This window comes from Shinella lacus (genome assembly GCF_010994755.1).
GTDB lineage: Bacteria > Pseudomonadota > Alphaproteobacteria > Rhizobiales > Rhizobiaceae > Shinella > Shinella lacus.
On sequence record NZ_WHSB02000024.1, the window covers coordinates 25,603 to 46,384 of the forward strand.

Annotated in this window: 21 protein-coding genes and 2 pseudogenes; 16 read left to right on the forward strand and 7 right to left on the reverse strand. The window is 63.8% G+C overall.

What is annotated here, in order from left to right:
* From GB927_RS32530 to GB927_RS32555, 6 genes are all read left to right on the forward strand, one after another.
* Nucleotides 1-717 (forward strand): ABC transporter ATP-binding protein, encoded by a 717-nt coding sequence (locus GB927_RS32530; RefSeq protein ID WP_024271190.1) that lies wholly within the window; start codon nucleotides 1-3, stop codon nucleotides 715-717.
* A 139-nt stretch (nucleotides 718-856) separates the two neighbouring features.
* Nucleotides 857-1,174, forward strand: coding sequence for a PepSY domain-containing protein (locus GB927_RS32535; RefSeq protein WP_023513022.1), 318 nt, complete (start codon nucleotides 857-859; stop codon nucleotides 1,172-1,174).
* 306 nt (nucleotides 1,175-1,480) lie between these two features.
* The gene (locus GB927_RS32540; RefSeq protein ID WP_023513021.1) at nucleotides 1,481-2,176 is read left to right on the forward strand and encodes a VIT1/CCC1 transporter family protein; all 696 of its coding nucleotides are present in this window, start codon (nucleotides 1,481-1,483) and stop codon (nucleotides 2,174-2,176) included.
* A 2-nt stretch (nucleotides 2,177-2,178) separates the two neighbouring features.
* Nucleotides 2,179-4,158 carry a heavy metal translocating P-type ATPase gene (locus tag GB927_RS32545; RefSeq protein ID WP_256121322.1) on the forward strand — a complete coding sequence of 660 codons (1,980 nt, stop codon included), beginning with the start codon at nucleotides 2,179-2,181 and terminating at the stop codon, nucleotides 4,156-4,158.
* A 316-nt stretch (nucleotides 4,159-4,474) separates the two neighbouring features.
* The gene (locus tag GB927_RS32550) at nucleotides 4,475-4,876 is read left to right on the forward strand and encodes a hypothetical protein (RefSeq protein ID WP_050746437.1); all 402 of its coding nucleotides are present in this window, start codon (nucleotides 4,475-4,477) and stop codon (nucleotides 4,874-4,876) included.
* A 35-nt stretch (nucleotides 4,877-4,911) separates the two neighbouring features.
* Nucleotides 4,912-5,151 carry an HP1242/YdcH family protein gene (locus GB927_RS32555; RefSeq protein ID WP_023513018.1) on the forward strand — a complete coding sequence of 80 codons (240 nt, stop codon included), beginning with the start codon at nucleotides 4,912-4,914 and terminating at the stop codon, nucleotides 5,149-5,151.
* A 158-nt stretch (nucleotides 5,152-5,309) separates the two neighbouring features.
* Here the strand turns inward: GB927_RS32555 and GB927_RS32560 are convergent, their stop codons facing one another.
* The 3 genes from GB927_RS32560 to GB927_RS32570 are packed head-to-tail and all read right to left on the reverse strand — an operon-like array spanning nucleotide 5,310 to nucleotide 8,604.
* Nucleotides 5,310-6,575 carry an MgtC/SapB family protein gene (locus GB927_RS32560; protein WP_023513017.1) on the reverse strand — a complete coding sequence of 422 codons (1,266 nt, stop codon included), beginning with the start codon at nucleotides 6,573-6,575 and terminating at the stop codon, nucleotides 5,310-5,312.
* A 44-nt stretch (nucleotides 6,576-6,619) separates the two neighbouring features.
* Entirely contained in the window at nucleotides 6,620-7,948 is a 1,329-nt protein-coding gene (locus tag GB927_RS32565; RefSeq protein WP_035219798.1) for an ATP-binding protein, read from the reverse strand.
* Nucleotides 7,945-8,604 carry a response regulator transcription factor gene (locus tag GB927_RS32570; protein WP_256121323.1) on the reverse strand — a complete coding sequence of 220 codons (660 nt, stop codon included), beginning with the start codon at nucleotides 8,602-8,604 and terminating at the stop codon, nucleotides 7,945-7,947. Before GB927_RS32570 ends, GB927_RS32565 begins: the two co-directional genes overlap by 4 nt.
* A gap of 155 nt (nucleotides 8,605-8,759) precedes the next feature.
* Between GB927_RS32570 and GB927_RS32575 the strand changes: the two genes are divergently transcribed.
* From GB927_RS32575 to GB927_RS32600, 6 genes are all read left to right on the forward strand, one after another.
* A complete protein-coding gene (locus tag GB927_RS32575; protein WP_245290269.1) occupies nucleotides 8,760-9,146 on the forward strand; it encodes a PepSY domain-containing protein in 387 nt (128 codons plus the stop codon).
* A gap of 54 nt (nucleotides 9,147-9,200) precedes the next feature.
* On the forward strand, nucleotides 9,201-9,716 hold the full coding sequence (locus GB927_RS32580) for a cytochrome b (protein WP_023513013.1): 516 nt from the start codon (nucleotides 9,201-9,203) through the stop codon (nucleotides 9,714-9,716).
* Nucleotides 9,717-9,984: 268 nt separating this feature from the next.
* Entirely contained in the window at nucleotides 9,985-10,452 is a 468-nt protein-coding gene (locus tag GB927_RS32585) for a DUF2271 domain-containing protein (RefSeq protein WP_023513012.1), read from the forward strand.
* A 12-nt stretch (nucleotides 10,453-10,464) separates the two neighbouring features.
* On the forward strand, nucleotides 10,465-12,672 hold the full coding sequence (locus tag GB927_RS32590) for a PepSY domain-containing protein (protein WP_256121324.1): 2,208 nt from the start codon (nucleotides 10,465-10,467) through the stop codon (nucleotides 12,670-12,672).
* Nucleotides 12,653-13,675 (forward strand): FAD:protein FMN transferase, encoded by a 1,023-nt coding sequence (locus tag GB927_RS32595; RefSeq protein WP_160788089.1) that lies wholly within the window; start codon nucleotides 12,653-12,655, stop codon nucleotides 13,673-13,675. Before GB927_RS32590 ends, GB927_RS32595 begins: the two co-directional genes overlap by 20 nt.
* A 399-nt stretch (nucleotides 13,676-14,074) precedes the next feature.
* Entirely contained in the window at nucleotides 14,075-14,458 is a 384-nt protein-coding gene (locus tag GB927_RS32600) for a M41 family metallopeptidase (RefSeq protein WP_051795987.1), read from the forward strand.
* A 211-nt stretch (nucleotides 14,459-14,669) separates the two neighbouring features.
* On the opposite strand, the gene GB927_RS32605 is transcribed toward GB927_RS32600, so the two are convergent.
* The 4 genes from GB927_RS32605 to GB927_RS32620 all read right to left on the reverse strand — a co-directional run bounded on the left by GB927_RS32605 (nucleotide 14,670) and on the right by GB927_RS32620 (nucleotide 17,829).
* Nucleotides 14,670-15,356 carry a YoaK family protein gene (locus tag GB927_RS32605; protein WP_035219792.1) on the reverse strand — a complete coding sequence of 229 codons (687 nt, stop codon included), beginning with the start codon at nucleotides 15,354-15,356 and terminating at the stop codon, nucleotides 14,670-14,672.
* 120 nt (nucleotides 15,357-15,476) lie between these two features.
* Nucleotides 15,477-16,841, reverse strand: coding sequence for a sensor histidine kinase (locus GB927_RS32610; RefSeq protein WP_035219791.1), 1,365 nt, complete (start codon nucleotides 16,839-16,841; stop codon nucleotides 15,477-15,479).
* Nucleotides 16,838-17,497 carry a response regulator transcription factor gene (locus GB927_RS32615; RefSeq protein WP_117371557.1) on the reverse strand — a complete coding sequence of 220 codons (660 nt, stop codon included), beginning with the start codon at nucleotides 17,495-17,497 and terminating at the stop codon, nucleotides 16,838-16,840. Before GB927_RS32615 ends, GB927_RS32610 begins: the two co-directional genes overlap by 4 nt.
* Complete coding sequence (locus GB927_RS32620; protein WP_035219790.1) at nucleotides 17,497-17,829, reverse strand: PepSY domain-containing protein; 333 nt, start codon at nucleotides 17,827-17,829, stop codon at nucleotides 17,497-17,499. Before GB927_RS32620 ends, GB927_RS32615 begins: the two co-directional genes overlap by 1 nt.
* Nucleotides 17,830-17,958: 129 nt before the next feature.
* Here GB927_RS32620 and GB927_RS32625 point away from each other — a divergent pair, with 129 nt between their 5' ends.
* The 4 genes and pseudogenes from GB927_RS32625 (at nucleotide 17,959) to GB927_RS32640 (ending at nucleotide 20,764) form a co-directional block, all read left to right on the forward strand.
* Nucleotides 17,959-18,237, forward strand: a complete 279-nt coding sequence (locus GB927_RS32625; protein ID WP_035219788.1) for a PepSY domain-containing protein — start codon at nucleotides 17,959-17,961, stop codon at nucleotides 18,235-18,237.
* Nucleotides 18,234-18,788, forward strand: coding sequence for a cytochrome b/b6 domain-containing protein (locus tag GB927_RS32630; protein WP_051795984.1), 555 nt, complete (start codon nucleotides 18,234-18,236; stop codon nucleotides 18,786-18,788). Before GB927_RS32625 ends, GB927_RS32630 begins: the two co-directional genes overlap by 4 nt.
* A gap of 95 nt (nucleotides 18,789-18,883) precedes the next feature.
* Nucleotides 18,884-19,075: pseudogene (locus tag GB927_RS32635) on the forward strand (VIT1/CCC1 transporter family protein); the annotation flags it as partial.
* A pseudogene (locus GB927_RS32640) lies at nucleotides 19,015-20,764 on the forward strand (heavy metal translocating P-type ATPase). The pseudogenes GB927_RS32635 and GB927_RS32640, both read left to right, overlap by 61 nt.
* Nucleotides 20,765-20,782 lie beyond the last annotated feature (18 nt).

The window sequence follows — 20,782 nt, forward strand, 5'->3', positions numbered from 1 at the left end:
ATGGGCGGCGGGATACTGATCGAGAAAATCCGCAAGCGATATGGCAGCGGCTCCACCGCCGTCGATGCCCTCAAAGACGTCAATATGCGGGTCGCGCCCGGCGAGGTCGTCGGTTTGATTGGACCGTCGGGTTCTGGGAAGAGTACCTTACTCAAAGCTCTGGGGGCGGTCATCGACCCGAGCGGTGGGCGGATGACCCTTGGTGACGAGCTGATCTATGACGATGGATGGAAGATCCGCGATCTGCGTGCGTTGAGGCGCGACAAGATCGGTTTTGTCTTCCAGGCGCCTTACCTCATTCCCTTTTTGGACGTGACCGACAATGTCGCCCTGCTTCCCATGCTTGCCGGCATCCCAAATCATGAATCACGCCAACGCGCGCGAGAGCTTCTAAAAGCACTCGATGTCGAGCACCGAGCCGATGCGATGCCATCGCAGCTCTCCGGCGGCGAGCAACAGCGCGTTGCCATCGCGCGCGGATTGGTCAACCGGCCGCCTGTCATTCTTGCCGACGAGCCGACCGCCCCGCTCGACAGTGTGCGCGCGTTGACCGTGATCCGGATCCTCAACGACATGGCCGTGAAATTCGGAACGGCGATCATCGTCGTCACGCACGACGAAAAGATCATCCCCACCTTCAGGCGCATCTACCACATCCGCGACGGGGTCACCCACGAAGAAGCAGGCGAAGGGCGCGGCTTCGAAACGGGCCCGTGAGAACGATTATCTTTCCGCTGCAACGATGGCGGTGTTTGCTGACCGGAAGCTGACGGCAATTTCTGCCGATCTTCAGTAGCCCGTCAGTCCCTCTGTGCATGATTTCCTCCATCGACAACACAGCCCAGGAGAAGAAATCATGAGAAAGACATTGGCAGTGCTTGCATTGCTCGCGGTGCTTCCGGCAACGGCTGCGTTTGCTGGAGAGGCGTGCGACGTTCCGCCTCAGAAGAGGCAATCCTTCGAAGCTCTCGGGAAGCTTGCGGGCGACTTCGGATGGACCATCGACAAGATGAAGATCGACGATGGCTGCTACGAACTTCGGGTCACTGACACCAGCGGGAACGTCCTCAAGGTGAAGATCGATCCCGCAACGCTCGAGGTCGTCGATGGCAGCGTCAAGCGCTTCGGCGATGGCAGTACCATCGGTACGTCGCCGGAGACGGAATTGGACTAGCGATGGTTGCCTTGCGAGTAGGCTTAGCCTCGAAGCTGTCTATCTGTGGGTGACACCGGGTCGTCCGGCGGGCGAGCGATCTTGGTCTTGATCGCAGACCTGCCGGGATCCGGTGATCGCCCAATGGCCGTAGACCGTGTGGTTGGCTAGTGAGGTTCCAAAGGCCGGTTGTATCTTGAATTAGTCCTTTAGTTAGAATAATTCTAAACTGAACATTTTTCTGCGTTTTCCTTCCATCACGGAATGAGGTTGCGTCGACGCAGCATCATCCCGCTGCACACACAATCACTGCTCGGAGCACCATTCATGCGCGCCCTTCACAAGGAAAATCATCTCATCGAACGGATAGGCTGGCTTCGGGCGGCTGTACTGGGTGCCAATGACGGGTTGATCTCGACGTCGAGCCTGATCGTCGGTGTCGCCGCGGCGACCAACGCCTCGCATGAGATCCTTGTTGCCGGTGTTGCCGGTCTGGTGGCCGGGGCGATGTCGATGGCGGCGGGCGAATATGTGTCGGTCAGTTCGCAGGCCGATACCGAGGAAGCCGACATGGCGCGGGAACGGCACGAGCTGGCGACGCAGCCGGAGGCCGAGTTGGCCGAACTCGCGGCAATCTACGAGCAGCGCGGCGTGGCCCCAGAGCTGGCCCGGCAGGTCGCCGAACAGATGATGGCGAAGGATGCCTTCGAAGCCCATGCGCGGGATGAACTCGGATTGGCGAGCCATGTGATGGCAAGACCGGTTCAAGCTGCGCTGACCTCGGCGGTCACGTTTGCGGCGGGTGCGGCTTTGCCGTTGATCGTCGCCCTGCTTGCGCCGGCCGGAACGGCTGCATGGACCGTGTCCCTTGCTTGCCTCATCGGTCTTGCCATCCTCGGCGCAATCGGGGCACGGGCGGGCGGCGCCAGCATCTGGAAACCGACTATCCGGGTGGTGTTCTGGGGCGCTGTCGCGATGGCCTCGACCGCATTGATCGGCTCCGTGATCGGCCGGGCGGTGTGACGATGAAACGTCTGTCGCTCGATTTCCAGACCGTCATGTCGGCAATTGCGGTCCTCGGGATGATGCTGGCCGTCGCCGGGACCTGGCCGCCGGCGGAAGGCCTTTCCATTCTAAGATCTCCCGGTCTGGCGATGGTCTATTTGGCCGGAGGGCTTCCCGCCACCTGGAGCGCCCTGACGGCGTTGTGGCGCGATCATATCCTCGACATCGATCTTCTGATGGTCGTCGCGGCCGTGGCGGCGGCGATCGTCGGGGCGCCGTTCGAAGGCGCGGTGTTGCTGACGTTGTTCAGCGTGTCGACCACGCTTGAGCACCAGGCATTGGGACGCGCGCGCAGGGCTATTGAGGCGCTCATGGCGCTCCGGCCGGAGACGGCTTTCCGCAAAGGAGAGGACGGGACCACGGTGGAGGTTCCTGCTGCGGAGCTTGCCGTCGGCGATGTGGTGGTGCTGCGTCCGGGCGCACGCGTGCCGACCGACGGTGTGATCCTGCATGGCCGTGGCGGAATCGACGAAGCCAATATCACCGGTGAGTCGATGCCGGTCTCCAAGGAACCGGGCGAGCAGGTTTTCGAGGCGACCGTCAATCTTGACGGGGTCCTTGACGTGACCGTCACCAGGACGGTCGGCGACAGCACGATCGCGCGCATGATCCAGCTCGTCACCGAGGCGCAGGAAGCGAAGGCGCCGTCCGAGCGCTTCAGCGCGTGGTTCGGCCAGCGTTATACGGTCGGTGTCCTGCTGGGCTCCGCTCTGGCCCTTGCGGTCTTCTATTGGCTTGGCCGCGACTGGGAACAGGCCCTCTACAAGGCCGCGACACTCCTGGTCGCCGCCAGTCCCTGCGCGATCGTCATCTCAGTCCCGGCAGCGATCCTGTCGGCGCTCTCCGCCGCGGCGCGAGGCGGCGTGCTGTTCAAGGGGGGCGGTGCGCTCGAAACGCTCGCCGCTGTCGATACCTTCGCGTTCGACAAGACCGGGACCCTGACCAATGGACGTGCAGAGGTTACGCGCATTGTCGCCCTGGATGGTGAGGATCGCCGTTTCCTTTCGCTCCTTGCCGGGCTGGAAGCGCATTCCGAGCATCACATCGCTGCCGCCATCCGTCGTGAGGCCCTGGTTCATGGCGTTGAGCCGGTGGCGGTCGTGGACGTTACGTCGCATCCGAGCGCCGGCATCGTCGGCTACGATTCCTTCGGCCCGATATGGGCCGGCAACGCTCACCTCGTCGAGGACATGGGCGCCTCCGTCGATGATCCGGCGTTCCGTGAACTCGCCGACAGTTCTCAGACCGTGGTCTATCTTGGGCGCGGTGCGACCGTTCTGGGGGCGGTCAGTGTTGCGGACGAAGCAAGAGCCAGCTCAGCCCCGGCGCTGGCCGCGCTTCGCGCCGGTGGCGTCAACCGCATCGTGATGATGACCGGCGACCGCAGGCCGGTGGCCTTGCGCATCGGTACGGAACTTGGCCTTGCGCCCGGCGAGGTTCATGCCGAGATGCTGCCGCAGGACAAGGTGCTCCAGGTCGGCGACCTCGCGCGTGATGGCAAGGTCGCTTTCGTCGGCGATGGCGTCAACGATGCCGCCGCATTGGCTCGCGCCGACGTCGGCATCGCCATGGGCGCGGCGGGGTCGGACGTCGCACTGCAGGCCGCCGACGTCGCCCTGCTGTCGGAAGACATGAAGAAGCTGGCCGATGCGCACCGGCTTGCACGGCGGACGGCCGTCATCATCCGACAGAATCTCGTCCTCGCGATCGGCGCCATGCTGGTACTTGTGACCGGCGGCCTGTTCTTCGACCTGCCGCTTCCGCTCGCGGTGATCGGACACGAAGGCGGCACCGTTCTGGTCGTGCTGAATGGCCTACGCCTCCTGTCGGACCGAATCCGCGCCACCGACGGCTATCTCCACCATTCTCGTCAATATGAGTTCCAGGATCAAACGGGCAGCACGTCCGGATCGCGGGCGACCTCGCCCACCACACCATGATTGGACCCAGTGCTGATTGGGCGGCAGCCGGACCTTCCCTGTCCTAAAAACCGCAAAGGGACACCGATGCTGACTTTGACATCGCTCGGCGCGCCACCGCATCCTTATCGACTGCGGGCTGTTCCAGGGGCTCAAGAACCTGCGCGAGCTTAACTGGGAGAAGCTTCCGGTTCAGCCTGCGGCGATCGGCGCGGTCATCCTGACGCAGGCCCATCTCGACCGTTCCGGATAGTCGCCGGCATCGGATAACACATGCCTCGTCTCACTTGCGCCAGATCAAGAACGTTCCTTTGCCAATGGTGTATCAGGGGGGGAAATGAAGGATCGGATCGTGGTCAAGGCACAAGAACTACCCTCAAGTTTCCACCACGTGCGGTTGGTTCTCGCTCGCGGCAAAGACCATCCGGAGGGAGATCGGGAAGAAGGCTATGATCTTCTGGTTCCGCTCAACCACGAAGGATTCCTTGATCCGCTGGAATGGAAGAAATCTCGCGACGCCTGTCGCGTCCGATATTTTCGGGACGGTAAGACGGCCCGCATCGGGCTGTTGCGGCGCAAGCCCGGCGGGCAGTGGTATTTCGATTACGAGCTGGGTGATCGGGACGACGAGATCGGTTTCCGCCTGGGCGAGGAGTGCTTCCGTCTTGGCGAATACATCTCGGTCGGGCGGGAAGGCGCGTTTGTCACCTATCAGGTCGCGCGCGTCGAAAAGCCCTGACGCCGGGGCGAAATTGCAGAAAAGGAGAAAGAACCTTGTCGAATACACCTCACACTCTTGGCGACGAATTCCCAGACCAGATGGACGCCATTCATGCCCTGAAGGCGAAAAGCCCGGAGTTTGCGCATGTTTTGACGGAATATGACGCGGTGAACGACAAGATTCATCGGTCCGAGACACGTCTCGACGCCATTTCCGAAGCAGCCGAGGCCGATCTGCGCCGCCAGCGGCTGATGTTAAAAGACAAGATCGTGGCATCGCTCCGCAACGCGTGAGGGGACTGCGAGGCCGCGTTTTGCTGCCCCGCTTGCATTACCCGATTTCGGGGAGATCAGCGACACCACTCTCCCCGAAACCATCGCTTACAGCCGACCAGACCGACCCATCAAGGCCCGAGTGTGGCCGCATGCCCGGCCGCAATCTCCCCCTCAATTCACGAACGGCCAAGATACAGAGACGCTGCCATGCCGGCCGCAAGGCCGAGCACGCTAAGGGCGCTGACGGGCCCGCCGATCCTTGAGCCTCCGACCCATGCCGCCATCACGGCTTTGACAAGTGTATTCATGGCCACGGCGATCAGGATCGCATCTGCCGCAAGACCGGGCTCGATCGAATGCGACGCCAGGCGGGCCATGGAGATCGAAATCGCATCCACATCGGCGATGCCCGAAGCGGCGGCGGTCACCAGAACGCCCGCATTCCCGAACGACTGCTGAAGCAGATGCGACACCACCATGACCACGGTGATGAGTGTCCCCATTTTCAGGGCAGGCGCCAATTCCAGCGGGTTGGTGATCGTAAGTTCCGGCTGTTCGGAGGAGCCGCGACTTTGTAGCAGCAGGAGCCCGGCGCCGATGGCGAGCACGCCACCGCCGATGAGCAATGGCCATTTGAGATGCGGAAGCAAGCTTGGGTTCAAGGCCGTCGCCACGACTGCAACGCGGATGATCATGGTCAAGCCGGAAAGAAGCACGCCACAGGAAAGCAGCGTGCTGGACTCGGGGTGCCGGCGGGCAAGCCTTGCCAGCGTCAAGGTCGTCGCTGTCGAAGAGGCGAGCCCGCCCGCGATCGCCGTCATCAGGACGCCAAGCCGGTCCCCGAACACGCGGACGGCGACGTAGCCGGCGAAGGAGACCGCGGCGATCAGGATGGTCAGCAACCAGATCTCATATGGATTGACGGTGCCCCAGGGATCGACCGGCCTGTTCGGCAGGATCGGCAGCATGAGAAAGGTCATTGCCAGAAGCGTCAGGCCCGACCGGATCTCATTCCAGCTCAGCGACGCGACCCAACGATGCAACGGCTCGCGCAGGGCAAGCAGCACAGCCGTGGCAACAGCCCCGGCGATGGCGGCTGCAAGGTCGCCGACGACGGCAAGCGTTCCCAGCAGGAACGTGGCTATGCCGGCGACGACGGATGTCGCGCTGTAATTTCGCTCGGCCCGCGCTTCGAGCCAGTGGTAGGAGGCGAATGCCGCGGTGAACCCGAGGAAAACAAGACCGATCACGAGGCCAGAGTCGAACTGCCGGGCCAGGGCGCCGGTAATGCCGCCGGTGAGACCGGTCAGCGCGAACGTTCGTAGACCTGCCGCGCGCAGATGGTCTTCCTCGTTGCGGGTACGCCATCCACGCTCCAGGCCGATCAGCAGACCGATCGAAAGCGATACCGCAAGGCGGCTGAGCAGGGCGTCAGTGTCCATGGTCTCCCGAGTTGCCTTTCAGCATCTGGCGTCGATGTCGATGATCATTTGTCTATGAAGAACCTTGCCTCAAACCCGTCAATCCTGCCGCTTGCGGGAGATTGGAGTTCTATCCGTCCATTTGTTCCGGCAGCAATGGTCCGGGCGATGGCGAGCCCCAGGCCGGCCCCCCGCACCAGAGCCTGACCGCGCTCGAAGGGCTCGCTCAGCCGCGCAAGCACTGCGGAAGGCACGACCGGGCCGGCGTTCGTGACGCGCAGACAGCCGTCTGCCGACAAGGTGACGGCGACCGGTTCGTCCCGCACGCCATGCTTGAGGGCGTTTTCGATCAGGTTCCGGGCCAGGATGGCGAAGGCGTCGGCGTCGATGCTTGCGAATACCGGCGCGTCTGGCAGTGTCAGGTCGATGCGCCCTGCAGTCTCGGCCTGCCCGTCGAATTCGCTCACAACCATCCGCAGGATGGCGCCGATCTCGACCGGCGCCTCGGCGAGAAGGCGTCCGCCCTCGGCTCTCGCCAGTTGCATGAGTTTCTCGGTGAGGCGGGAAAGGCGCCGCAAGGCGGTCTGCATATCCTCGGCGCGCTCGCGCGTGGCGTCGTCCGGCGCTTGCGCGATCATGCGCTGCGCCTGCGCCAGTGCAGCAGCCACCGGTGTCCGCAGCTCATGGGCCGATTTGGCCGCCAGGCTGCGCTCGGCCTGCAAGGTACGCGTCAATCGGTCCAGGAGGTGGTTGACCGCTTTGGCGACGGGGCCGATCTCCGAGGGCAGGTCCTCCGCGTCGATGGGTGTCAAATCACCGCCGCCGCGCGCCTCGATCTGCGAGCGGAAGGTCCGAACCGGGGTCATGGACAGCCGGACAATGACCCAGATGCCGATCAAGCCGAGCGGGACAATGACGGCCAGCGGCAGGCTCAGCCCGAGCAACAGTCGCCCGGCGGTCATCCGGCGATGCGACAGGGGCTCCGCGATGGTGATGGTCAGATTCTGCTGGAGGGTCGCGTCGGAGTAGAGGCGGTGCGTCGGCGTCGTGGCAAAGCCCATTCCGGAAAACGGCGGGAATGCCGCGAGATCGGCGCTGTGCGATCGCAGCAGAACCTTGCCCGCGGCATCGCGCACGACATAGGTGAAATACTCGTCGTGCTGGCGGAGCGTGGCAACGCGCTGTTCGGTGTCGTCGGCATCGCGGCCGATGATCTCGATCGCCGCAAGCGGCAGGATGCGTTGCGCCGTCTCTTCGAGGGCGCTGTCGAACACCTCGTCCATTTCGTGGCGCAGCATCTGCGCGGTCACGACCGCGGCAAGTGCCCATAACACCGTTAGCCCTAGCCCCAGCCATAGCGAGAGCCGCCATTGCAGGCTCCTGGGCCGCTTCATCTTGCCGTTCCAAGACGATACCCGATGCCCCGCACCGTATCGATCGCGCCGTGGCCGAGCTTCTTGCGCAGTCTGCTGACGTGAACCTCGATCGTATTGCTCTCGACCTCTGCGCCGAATGCATAGAGCCGATCTTCGAGCTGCGCCTTGGTCATCGCGATGCCGGGCCGCTGCAGAAATGCTTCGAACAGCGCCCATTCGCGACCGGTAAGCTCAACAGGGCGCGCGCCGTGCATCACGATCCGGGCGGCGAGATCGATGCGCAGGTCGCCGATCTCGATGAGAGGATTCGGGTTGCCGCTGTATCGCCGCGCCACCGCATTCAGCCGCGAGGAGAGTTCCGACAGATCGAACGGCTTGATCATGTAGTCGTCGGCGCCGGCATCGAGGCCCGCGATGCGGTCGGAGATCTGGTCGAGCGCCGTCAGGATGATGACCGGCGTCACGCTGCCCTCGGCTCGAAGCTTTTTGAGAAAGGCGATGCCCAATCCGTCCGGGAGCATCAGATCGAGCAGGATGAGATCGTATGCCGCGCTTTGGAGATGTTCGCGCGCCGCATCGAGCCGTGTCACCCAGTCCACCGAGTGGAGGGCGGCAACCTGCTCGCGCACGGCCTTTCCGAGGATAGCATCGTCTTCGATCAGTAGAACTCTCATCCCAGGGTCACCCGTCTCGCCATCCTCCTGCCTAGCGTCCGATGCTGTCGGTTTGCTGAAGACCGCCCCATCGCTGCTTCAGGCGTTCGTCAGGAGAGCGTGCCATGGTTCCCCCCGAAAGCGCGTTGATCAGGAACAATGAAACGATGAAACATTTGCTGGCCGCGATCCTCGTTCTGGCGTTTTCCGGTCCCGGTATCGCCAAGGCTGACGACGACGATTGCCATGTCTCGATGGATCGATGGAAGCCGCGGGAAGCGGTCGAAACAATGGCCGCCAGTCAAGGCTGGACCGTTGCCAGGATCAAGATCGATGACGGCTGTTACGAAATCCGGGGAACCGACCGGAATGGCCTGGCTTTCAAGGCCAAGGTCGATCCGGAAACCCTCGAAATCGTCAAGTTCCGGCACAGGGATCGCGATGACGACCGTCACGGATCGAGGCGTCAGCGGCCGCCAGCCTCGCAGAACGACACCGTAGGCGGAACATCCTCCAACACCCTGCTCGGGACGACCGTGCGGCCCAAGACCACCATCAAGTAGCAATCCCATCTCGCTATCGCTCAAGCGCTGCGACCGTCGCAAGGAGATCCCGCCATGCCTCATGATCCGGCCCGTTATTCCAGAAGCATGATCGTCATCCACTGGCTGACAGCCCTGCTGATCCTCGGGGCCTGGCTGACCTCGACGGGAGGCCGTCATATGGCCGAAAACCCGCCCTTGCTGCATTTCTCGTTCGGGTTGGCCGTGCTCGTCCTGGTGCTTCCGCGCTTGATCCTGCGCCTTGCGGGCGGAACCCCGGACGCGCCGCAGTCCAATGGCCGTCTCGCCCTTGCCGTCAAAGCCGGACATGTGCTGTTGTATCTGTTCCTCATTGCCCTGCCGTTGAGCGGTTGGTACGCGGCGTCGCGCCTCGGTGTTCCCGTTTCTTTCTTCGGCTTCCAGCTTCCGGCGATCACCGAGCGGGTGCAGGGCGCACCGGGCCTGATCGCGGACATTCATGAGAATGCCGGCACGATCATCCTCTACCTTGCCGGACTGCATGCCGCGATGGCGGTCTGGCACCAGTACGTCCTGCGCGACGGGACGTTGCAGCGGATGTCTCCGCGCTAACGCAGCGGCAGCCAGCCACGCGCCTGAGCGGAGCGTGGCTGGCTGCCGTCTTGTTCAGTCCCCGGAGCTTTCGCGGCTGGCCTGCCGACAGGCCGGTCGCTCCTGCATCTGCTGCGGACCTGACCGTGTCCGATGTTTCCTGACGAAGTGCTGACGGAAAATCCCGATGGCCGTCAGGCAGCCCTCAGGCGGCTTCGCCACAGTGACGAGGACGGGTCGGCGCTCTGCGACGACCCGGACACCGTTTCCTCGCAGAAGGCAAGCCGACATGAAATCGCTTCTCGCAGCTCTCGCCATGACAACCGCCCTCACGTTCCCTGGCCTCGCCATGGCCCGGCCGGTGACATTGACCACAACGCTGACCAACTATGGCGGCGACGGCGCCTATCTCGCGCTCTACGTCACCGATCCCCAGGGCAAATATGCCGGCACGCTCTGGGTCGCTGGCGGCAAGTCCAAATATTACGAGCATCTATCGGGCTGGTATCGCGCCACTGGCGGCCGCGCCGGTATCGACGGCATTACCGGCGCTAGCGTCGGTGCGGGGCGCACGCTGGAGATCTCGCTCGACCTTGCCGATGCGCTTTTCGACGCAGGTTACACGCTGCATGTCGACGCAGCCGTGGAGGACATGCGTGACAGCCCCAACGAGGTCGCCGTTCCCCTGACCACTGCGGGCACGAAGACGACCGTTCGCGGTCGACGCTACGTCTCGACCGTTGCCTACTCCTTCTAGGCGGTGGACGACATGATCCGTGTCATCCATCGCTGGCCAGGCCTTCTGGCCGCTCTTTTTCTGCTGGTCTTGAGCCTTAGCGGTGCAGCACTCTCGCTGTTTCCCGCCGCCGAACGGTTGTCCGCCCCGCAGGCCGAGGCAGGGCTTTCCGTCGGGACGCTGGCCGGACGTATCCTCGCCATCCACCCTCAAATAGAACAGATACGTCGCGCGCCCTCCGGCAAGATCACCGCCTACTGGTTTGAGGGTGGGGCGCCTCAGGCCGCCATCATCGATCCCGCAACAGGGCTGGGTGTCGCCTCCAGCGATCCGAATGCCGTCGAGCAGTGGCTTACCGGTCTGCACCGGTCGCTCTTTCTCGGTGACGGCGGGCGTATCGCAGCGGCAGTGGGCGCTGCCGCCATGCTGGTCTTGGCTGTGTCCGGCACTATGCTCGTCGCCCGCAGGGCCAGCGGCTGGCGGCGATGGTTCGCGCCGATACGCGGGCCGCTCGCCGGAAGATTGCATGTCGAGATCGCGCGCGTCGCCGTCGCAGGCCTCGTCTTGTCCTCGGCCACCGCATTGTGGATGACGGCGTCGACATTCGATCTCCTTCCCGACGCGGCCACATCTCCCGTCGCCCACATCGAGGCGAGCGGCCGGACCGGCATGGCCGCATCGCATATGGATCTGCTGAAACGGACACCGGTCACCGAACTGCGCAGCCTGGCGTTTCCCGATCCGGCCGATGCGACGGATGTCTTCACGCTGAAGACGGATCGCGGCACGGGCTATCTGGATCAGGGCACCGGCGTGCTGCTGGCCTGGAGCGACCTGACCGGATGGCAGCGTCTCTCGGAGACTATCTATATGCTGCATACCGGTCGAGGCGCGGCCACCTTGGGCCTCGTGCTCGGCATGATGGCGCTCGGCGTGCCGGCGATGGCGGGCACCGGCCTCATCCTGTGGCTGGCGGGTCGGCGCGGGCGGCCACGGATTCACGGCAATGTAACGGCTGGACGTGCGGAAACGATCCTGCTTGTCGGCAGCGAGAGCGGCAGCACATGGAGCTTCGCTGCGACACTGCACGCCGCGCTGACGAAGCTCGGGCAGGCGGTTCACACCGCGCCGATGTCGTCATTCGATCCTGAACGCTACCGGCATGCCCGGCGCGTTCTCATTCTTGCGGCAACCTATGGCGATGGCGATGCGCCCGCTTCGGCGCGGGGGTTTCTCGATCGCCTGCAAACCCTGCCGGTAGAGCCAACCATTCCGATCGCCGTGCTCGGCTTCGGTGACCGCAGCTTCCCGGCCTACTGCGCTTTTGCCCAGGTCGTTGCGAGGGCCGCCGAGGCGCGAGGGTGGAGCACGCTCATCCCATACGAAACCGTCGACCGGCAGTCGCCGCAGGATTTTGCCCGTTGGGGACGATCGCTGGGCGAGGCAATAGGGATCGGGCTGGAGCTTGTCCATCGGCCAGCCTTGCTGGCGGCCTCCCCATTGACCCTCGTTTCGCGACGCGAATACGGCGCGGAGGTGCAAGCTCCGACAGTGATCCTGCGGTTCGTGCTGCCCAAAGTCCGGTTCTGGCATCGGTTGGCCGGGCGTGGCTTCGGTCGATATTCGGCAGGCGATCTTCTCGGCGTGCTGCCCGAGGGCTCGTCCGTTCCACGGTTCTACTCGCTGGCTTCGGGACGGCGCGATGGCTTCATCGAGATCGTCGTGAAGAAGCATCCGGCGGGGCTCTGTTCCGGGCAGCTCTTCAATCTGGAGCCAGGATGTGCCGTTCGCGCATTCATCCGAACCAATCCCGGCTTCCATGCCGGCAGGAGCAGGATACCGTTGATCCTGATCGGAGCTGGAACAGGGATAGGGCCGCTGGCGGGCTTCGTGCGCGCCAATGCGCGTCGCCGTCCGATCCACCTGTTCTTCGGAATGCGTCATCCTGCCAGCGATTTCCTCTACAAGGACGAACTGACGCGCTGGCATCGCGAAGGGCGCCTTCACCGGCTCGTCGGGGCCTGCTCGCGCGGGCGGATGCCGCGCTATGTCCAGCACGCTCTTCTTGAGGATGCCGCCCAGATCGCAGCCCTGATCCGCAGCGGCGCGCGCATCATGGTCTGTGGTGGGCGGGATATGGCCGTCGGCGTTTCGGCGGCGCTTGCCGAGATTCTCGCGCCGGTAGGGTTGACGCCGGCCCTGCTCAAGGCGGAGGGACGCTATGTCGAAGACGTCTACTGATCCGATGAGGCACGCGCTCAACGGACCGACCATGGGAACGCGCTGGTCCGCGCTGTTCTACACGGAGGCAGGGTTCGATCCGGAGCCGGTTCGACACGCTCTTCAGGCGGAAATGGACGAGGTGGACGCGCAGATGTCCACCTGGAAGCCCGACAGCGCTCTGATGAGGTTGAACGCCGGTCCCGTCGGCGACTGGATCGATGTGCCGGCGCGTCTGGCAGACGTTCTGCATCTTGCGCTCGAAATCGGCCGTGCGTCGGGCGGAGCTTTCGATATCGGCGTGGGCGATGCGGTCGTTGCCTGGGGTTTTGGCCCGCAAGCGGCCGACCGGGCCCTGATCCGGAAGGCACTCGCGACATCGCGCCAACCCGCCCATGTGGCGCTCGAGCTCGATCCTGTTCGCGCGGCGGTGCGCAAGCGCGCGCCGATCACGATCGACCTCAACGGCATTGCCAAGGGATATGGCGTCGACCGGCTGGTCGCGATCCTCGGGCGCTTCGGCATAATTTCCGGCCTCGTGGGAATTGACGGCGAGATGAGGGCGCTCGGTCTGCGCCCCGATGGTGAACCGTGGAACATTGCCGTAGAAGGTCCCGACGCGGCCCGTCGAGCGCCGCACTCCGTCCTCGCCTTGCAGGAGGCTGCGGTCGCCACCTCTGGCGATTACCGGCATTGGACTGTCGTGAACGGTCGCCGTCTCTCGCACACCATGAATCCGCGCCGCGGTGCGCCGCTACTGTCGTCGCCCGCTTCGGTCACGGTCGTCGCGCGAACCTGCGCTGAAGCCGATGCCTGGGCGACCGCGTTGACGGTTCTCGGTCCGACGTCCGGGACCGAGCTTGCCCAGCACCTTGGCCTAGACGTGCTGTTTCTTCTGCGAGACGCCTCGGGCGGAGTCCGGCCGATAGCGACAGGACCTCTTTTTTCGGCAGGCCGGGAGACCTGTCGAAGGGTTCCTGAGGTTTATGGGCAAAGTTTGAAGCAATCGCACAATTCGGACTGACAGGACCGGAAAATGGCCGTGCCTCCTGGTGGTGGCTGGACTTTGGCCAGCTATTCTTGTCAATCGACGTTTGTACCGGGACCCCGTATCGGCTTCCAAATTCCATTCAACCCAAGATTTCATATCGCGACAGTTGATGTGGAGAATGCGCCAGAACGTGAGAGGCGCGGATTTGCACGCTTAACCTATTGAAATTTATCAAGTTTAATTTCTGATCTCTCTGCTGTTTATTTCATCACAGGTTGCTTAATGTAGGAATTTCTTAACCGCCGTAGCTCCTACGACTTTACTCAGACCATGAAGTCGGCCCGGATCATAGCAACCCACAATTGGTGGGACCGATAGGTTGGAAGATTGCGGGTTTAGGCAAATGCTGATACGCTGGGGTACCGTAAGGACATGCTTGCCATGCTCATGGCGGGGCGCGCCGCCCAGCAGATCGTGGTCGGCAAGGTGTCCGCCGGGTCCGCTGGTTCGGACGAAAGCGGTCTCGCCAGGGCAACGAAGATGGCGCTCGCCATGGAGCGTTCCCTCGGCTTCGGTGCGATTCAGCCGCTGCTCTACCGCGATGACAAGGACCCGACCGCCGTGCTCGACGGTAATCCCGATCTCGCAGCCCGCATCCATGCGGGATTGGAAAGGGCATTTGCGAGGGCGGTCGAAATCATCAGTGAGAACCGCGACAAGCTCGACGCGCTCACCACGGCGCTGTTCGATGCGCAGGCTTTGGATGGCGAGGCGGTGAAGGGGCTGCTCAAATACGGTGATCGTGGGCCAGAATAACAGTAGATTCGGATTTGAATTGTGTTCTTGGGATAGTCGACGGTTGCTATGGCGATGTGTCGGTGCTGGCCGGTATCCGGCTGGGGTAGAGGTATATTTGCGCCTTTATTATGGTCCTTCAGTCTAAAGTTGTGACACTTCAAAGCCGACAGTCTGCTCAATTTGCAAGTGCGCGCCGTCCGGCAGAGCGGGCAGCATTTCTCCATCTGCATTACCGGAGATATCTGATGCTTAGCAGGAGTAGAGGCATCGCCAAAGCGCAGAAGGATAATCCCCCGAGGTGCTGGTATCCAAGAACGCCAAATACGCCACCGAGTGCGAAGAAGACAATCGTGACGAGGTGGAGTTTCAAGCGCAGCACGATGGCCAGCCTGTCGGAGCTGGAATTGTTTCCCAGAAGCATGGCGATGCCCACCCCGATATCGGTTGCTACACCCGAAACGTGGGTCGTTCTTACGCGACTGCCGGAAATCCGCGTCGATGCCGCATTCTGCAATCCCATGGTCAGGCTCAACAGGCCCACCACCAGCACACCATTCGGGGAGCGTGCGCTCAGGGTGATGAAAAGCCCGACAAGCATCAGAAGCGCGGCTTCGACGATCAATGTGAGGGCGTAGATGTTACGACGTAGCTGCCGCTTGCCGACTTCGATGAGACACGAGGCGATGAAGGCACCAAGGATGAACATCACGACGATCGTCAGGAATCCCAGTGCCAGGTCGGACCGGGAGACTGCGAGGAAATCGGAGGCCATCGAGACATTGCCGGTCATGTTGGCTGAGAAATAGCGGTAGCCAAGGTAGCCGGCACTGTTCACGCCGCCTGCGACGAACGCTAGAATTGAAGCCAGCATCAGGTCTGTTGCCGGAGTCCTCTTGTCGCCTTCTTGGATGAGCATTTCGATTTTACATTGCTATGGATGCGGTGGGGAACGAACCGCGTGTCGTTTCTGTAGGGCAGGATGCAACGCCGAAGCGCGAGAGTCGATGGGGGGCGTCCATCTGCGTGACGGTTTGCATCATGTATGAGCGAACAGAAGCTCGGCTTCCAGCCCGCTATCGGCCTTTCTGTTCCGCAGCATAAAACCGATGCGATAGACATCGACGATTTCACGAACGATGGAGAGACCGAGGCCAGAGCCGGGGGATGCCATGTCAAGACGCCAGCCGCGGCGGGTGAGATTGCCGAGTTCTTGCTCCGGCACGCCCGGACCGTCGTCCGAGATCGTCAGACGCAGGCCGTCTTCGTTGCGCTTCCAGCGCACGCGAATTTCGGCCGTCGCCCATTTGACGGCATTTTCGAGCAGGTTGCCGATGAGTTCGCGAAAGTCGGCTGGGTCCATGGGCACGGTCTCGGTGTTTGGGCCGTCGATCTCGAACCGCAGCCGCTCGCCGGAAGGGGAGCGCTTGAGGATGCGCACAAGTTCGCCGACGATCATGGCTACGTCGGCGTCCGAGCGGCGCAGGTCCGCGCTGGCGGCGATGCGGGCAAGCGCCAGTTCCCGTTCCACATGATTACGCATGACGGACGCCAGGTGCTCCAGTTCGTCCGCCATGGCCGCCTCACCCTTGTCGCGCAGAGTGAGGACATCGTTCGAGAGCACCGTCAGCGGCGTGCGCAGGCCGTGGGCGAGGTCGGCCGCGCGCTTCCTCGCCTTGCCCATCATCGCTTCCTGCGTATCCAGAAGCGCATTGACTGCCGCCACGGTGCTCTGGAATTCACTGGGATAGGCGCCGGTCAACTGGTTGGCACGCCGCTCGCGGATGCGCACGATCCCTTCGTTCAGCGCCGCCAGCGGCCGCAGCCCGAGGGTGAGCTGCAGGATCGACGCGACGACGAGGAAGACGCCGAGCCCGGCGACCGCCGGCAGGATGTCGCGGATGAAGGCGGCTCTGGCCTCCTCCAGCGTTTGCGCGTCGATGGCGACCGCGATGCGCAGCGCGCGTTTCCCCTCCGGTGCAGCGACCTGCACGAGCCGCTCGAGGACGATCAATGAACTTCCGGCCGGGCCGGGCAGCAGGTAGCGATGAACCGCGCCCTCGGCGTGCCTGTCCATGGGCAGGGCAAGGGCCGTGTCGAACAGCGACAGCGAGCGGACGGTCTGCCCCCGCGCATCGTCGACGATCTGCCAGTAAAGCCCGCCATAGGGCGTGGCGAAGCGCTGGTCGAGCGGGCTTTCCGGGCGCTGGAGCGTGCCGTCGGCGGCAAAGGACAGCGCGCCGGCCAGCGTGTTGATATGGCTGGTCAGCTCCGCATCGATGCGGTTGCGGATGTTGCTGGAGAAGAGCGAGACCAGCAAGGTGACGGTCAGTGTCAGCGCGAGGCTCACGGTCAACGCGGAAATCAGCAGGAGGCGGCTGCGAATGGAGGTTGGCCATCTCATGCGGCGGCGATCCGGTAGCCGTAGCCGCGGCGCGTCTCGATGAAAGCCTTGCCCAGCTTGCGCCGCAGCCGGCCGATCAGCACCTCCACCGAATTGCTGTCGCGGTCGAAATCCTGGGCGTAGAGCTGCTCGGTCAGTTCCTGCTGGCTGACATGGCGCTCGCGGTTCTGGAGCAGATGGTGCAGGCAGCGATATTCGAGCGGCGTCAGGTCGACCGGCCGGTCCCCAAGCGTCACCGATTTGACGCGCGGGTCCAGGTGTAGGCCGCCGGCGCTGAGGACGGGGCTCGGCTCGCCGGCATAGCGGCGCAGGATAGCGCGCAGGCGGGCGAGGACTTCCGCGATCTGGAAGGGCTTGGCGAGATAGTCGTCCGCCCCGGCATCGATGCCTTCCACGCGCTCTTCCCAATTGCCGCGCGCCGTCAGGATGAGGACGGGGAAGCGGCGCCCGTCCTTGCGCCAGCGTTTCAGGATCGTCATGCCATCCATGGAGGGGAGGCCGAGATCGAGGATGGCGGCGGCGAAATCCTCGCTGTCGCCGCGATACCAGCCGTCTTCGCCGTCGCGGGCATGGTCCACGACATAGCCCGCCCGCTCCAGATGGGCGATGAGATCGCGGGCGATCAGCCGGTCGTCTTCAACGAGCAGGATGCGCATCATTCGTTCTCGACTTCGAGGATCGTGCCGCTCGCTGCGTCGATCTCTATTTCGACGAGCTGCCCTTCGGGCGACAGAACCTTGAATTTGTAGAGGAAGATCCCGTGCTTCCGGCGTGGTTCCACGCGGACGATATCGCCCCGGAAACGCCGGCTGACGATGTCGCGCAACTCGGAAAACGGTTTGATCGCGCCCTTCTCGACCGCCTCCTGAACGGCGTCGAGGGTGCGTCCGTCCGCGTCGTCCCCCTCATCGTCTGCATGAGCGATTGCGCCGGCCGAAAGGAGCCCGGCAAGGGAAAGGGTGATGACGGACATGAAGAGCACACGCATGTTCGAAGCCTAGCACGGCGAGGCTGAAATTTTGCTGACATTTCCCGTCAGCCATCGCTCAGCCACGGCTGCCTATGGTGCGTCCAGCGTCGGGGCAGGGTGCTCCGGCCGGCCACAAGGAGAAATTCCATGAAGACAATCCTTCTCGCAACCGCCCTTCTCGGCCTTTTTGCCGCCGGTGCGGCCCGTGCCGAAGATGAGGGCAAGAGCTGCGACGTGCCGAAGGACAAATGGATGACCGAGGATGCCATGAAGGACAAGGCCAAGGCGATGGGCCTCGACGTCCGGCGGATAAAGGTCGAGAACGGCTGCTACGAAGTCTATGCGATCGATGCCAAGGGCGCCAAGGTCGAGACGATCTTCAATCCGCAGACCGGCGAGCCGGTCGGCTCGGAAGGAGCGGAATGATGGCGCCACTCTCCCGAACCAGCGGGGCGGGGGAAAGCGTCAAGGTGTGGGACCCGCTCGTGCGGGTCTTTCACTGGTCGCTGGTCTGCCTCTTCGTTTTCTCCTTCGTCACCGGCGACGAATGGAAGAAGGCCCATATCCTCTCCGGCTATGCCATCGCCGGGCTGATCGCCTTGCGCCTGGTCTGGGGGCTGCTGGGGCCGCATCACGCCCGCTTCGCCAATTTCCTCTATGCCCCTACGACGATTCTCGCGTTCCTCCGTGACAGCCTCGCCTTCCGCGCCAAGCGGTATCTCGGCCACAATCCGGCGGGGGGCGCCATGGTCGTTCTGTTGCTCGCGGCGGTGTCCGGCATCGTGACCACCGGCTATATGATGACCACGGATGCCTATTGGGGTGTCGGCTGGGTGGAGGATGTCCATAAGGCCCTTGTCTATTCGACCATCGGGCTGGTCGCCCTGCATATCGCCGGCGTTGTTCTAGCCAGCGTCGAGCACCGGGAAAACCTCGTTCGCGCCATGGTGACGGGAAGAAAGCGCCGCGAAGATTGATGTGCTGCCGTCTCTATGGCATACATTTAGAATAATTCTAAATCCATTGCCTGAAGTCGTGTAACCACAGCCGATCTGCTGAAATCGGAGATGCCATGCGCGCCGTCCACAGGGAAAGCCAACTCATCGAACGTATCGGCTGGCTCCGCGCGGCGGTGCTGGGTGCCAATGACGGGCTGATCTCGACGTCGAGCCTCATCGTCGGTGTCGCGGCGGCGACCGCTGCATCGCAGGAAATCCTCGTCGCCGGTGTCGCCGGGCTGGTGGCCGGCGCGATGTCGATGGCGCGGTGCTGTTGACGCTGTTCAGCGTGTCGACGACGCTTGAGCACCAGGCGCTCGGCCGTGCGCGCCGCGCCGTCGAGGCGCTGATGGCGCTTCGTCCCGAAACGGCGTTCCGCTGGCAGGCCGATGGCTCGGTGCTGGAGGTTCCCGCAGCGGAGCTTGTCGTCGGGGATGTCGTGATCCTGCGGCCCGGCGCCCGCGTGCCGGCCGATGGCGTCATCCTGCAGGGACGCGGCGGTATCGACGAGGCCAATATCACCGGTGAATCCATGCCCGTTTCCAAAGAGCCGGGCCAGCAGGTGTTCGAGGCCACCGTCAATCTGGACGGCATTCTGGAAGTGGCGGTCGCAAGAACGATCGGCGACAGCACGATCGCCCGCATGATCCGGCTGGTCACGGAAGCCCAGGAGGCCAAGGCCCCCTCCGAGCGTTTCAGCGCCTGGTTCGGACAGCGCTATATCGTCGCGGTGCTCCTCGGCGCCGCTCTAGCCTTCGCCGTTTTCTACGGGGTGGAGCGCGATTGGGAGCAGGCGCTCTATCGGGCCGCGACGCTGCTGGTCGCGGCCAGCCCCTGTGCGATCGTCATATCGGTGCCTGCAGCGATCCTGTCTGCGCTCTCGGCGGCGCGCTCGAAACACTGGCCGCCGTCGATATCTTCGCCTTCGACAAGACCGGCACCCTCACCAACGGCCGGGCGGCCGTGACGCGGATCGTCGCGCTGGACGCGGACGAATGCGGCTTCCTGTCGTTGCTCGCCGGGCTCGAAGCCCATTCCGAGCATCATGTCGCGGCGGCCATACGCCGGGAGGCGGCTGCACGTGGCATCGCGCCGGCGCATGTCGTGGATGTCAGCGCGCGCCCAAGCGCAGGGATCGTCGGGTCGGATGCGCTTGGTGTCCTCTGGGCCGGCAATCTTCATCTCGTTCGGGACATGGGGGCGTCCGTCGACCACGCCCGGCTTCGGGAACTGACCGACAGCGCCGAGACCGTCGTCTATCTGGGACGTGGACCGACCGTTCTCGGCGCCGTCGGCGTGGCGGACGAGGCGAGGGCGAGCTCGGCCCCGGCGCTCGCCGCGCTGCGGGCCGGCGGCGTGTGCCGCATCGTCATGATGACCGGAGACCGCCGGCCGGTGGCCTTGCGGATCGGCGCGCTGCTCGGCCTTGCTCCCGACGAGATTCATGCCGAAATGCTGCCGCAAGACAAGGTGCGTCATGTGGGGGAACTGGCGGGTGGCGGCACCGTGGCCTTCGTCGGCGACGGTGTCAATGACGCGGCCGCTCTTGCCCGCGCCGATGTCGGCATCGCCATGGGCGCGGCCGGCTCGGAGGTCGCCCTTCAGGCCGCCGATGTCGCCCTCTTGTCGGAAGACATGAAGAAGCTGGCCGATGCGCAGCATCTGGCGCGCCGGACCGCCGCGATCATCCGGCAGAACCTCGTCGTCGCGATCGGCGCCATGCTGGTGCTGGTAACGGGCGGGTTGTTCTTCGATCTGCCTCTGCCTCTGCCTCTGCCGCTGGCGGTGGTCGGACATGAAGGCGGGACCGTGCTCGTGGTCCTCAACGGCTTCCGCTGTTGTCGGATCCGATCCGGCGGCCAGTGGACAGGGCCGCATCCGTCCGTGCGCCGGAGGATGGGTTGGAGACGTCGCCACCGGTTGCGGCCACGTCGTCGGCCGACACGCCGGTGTAGGCGCCGGTCGCGTTCCGC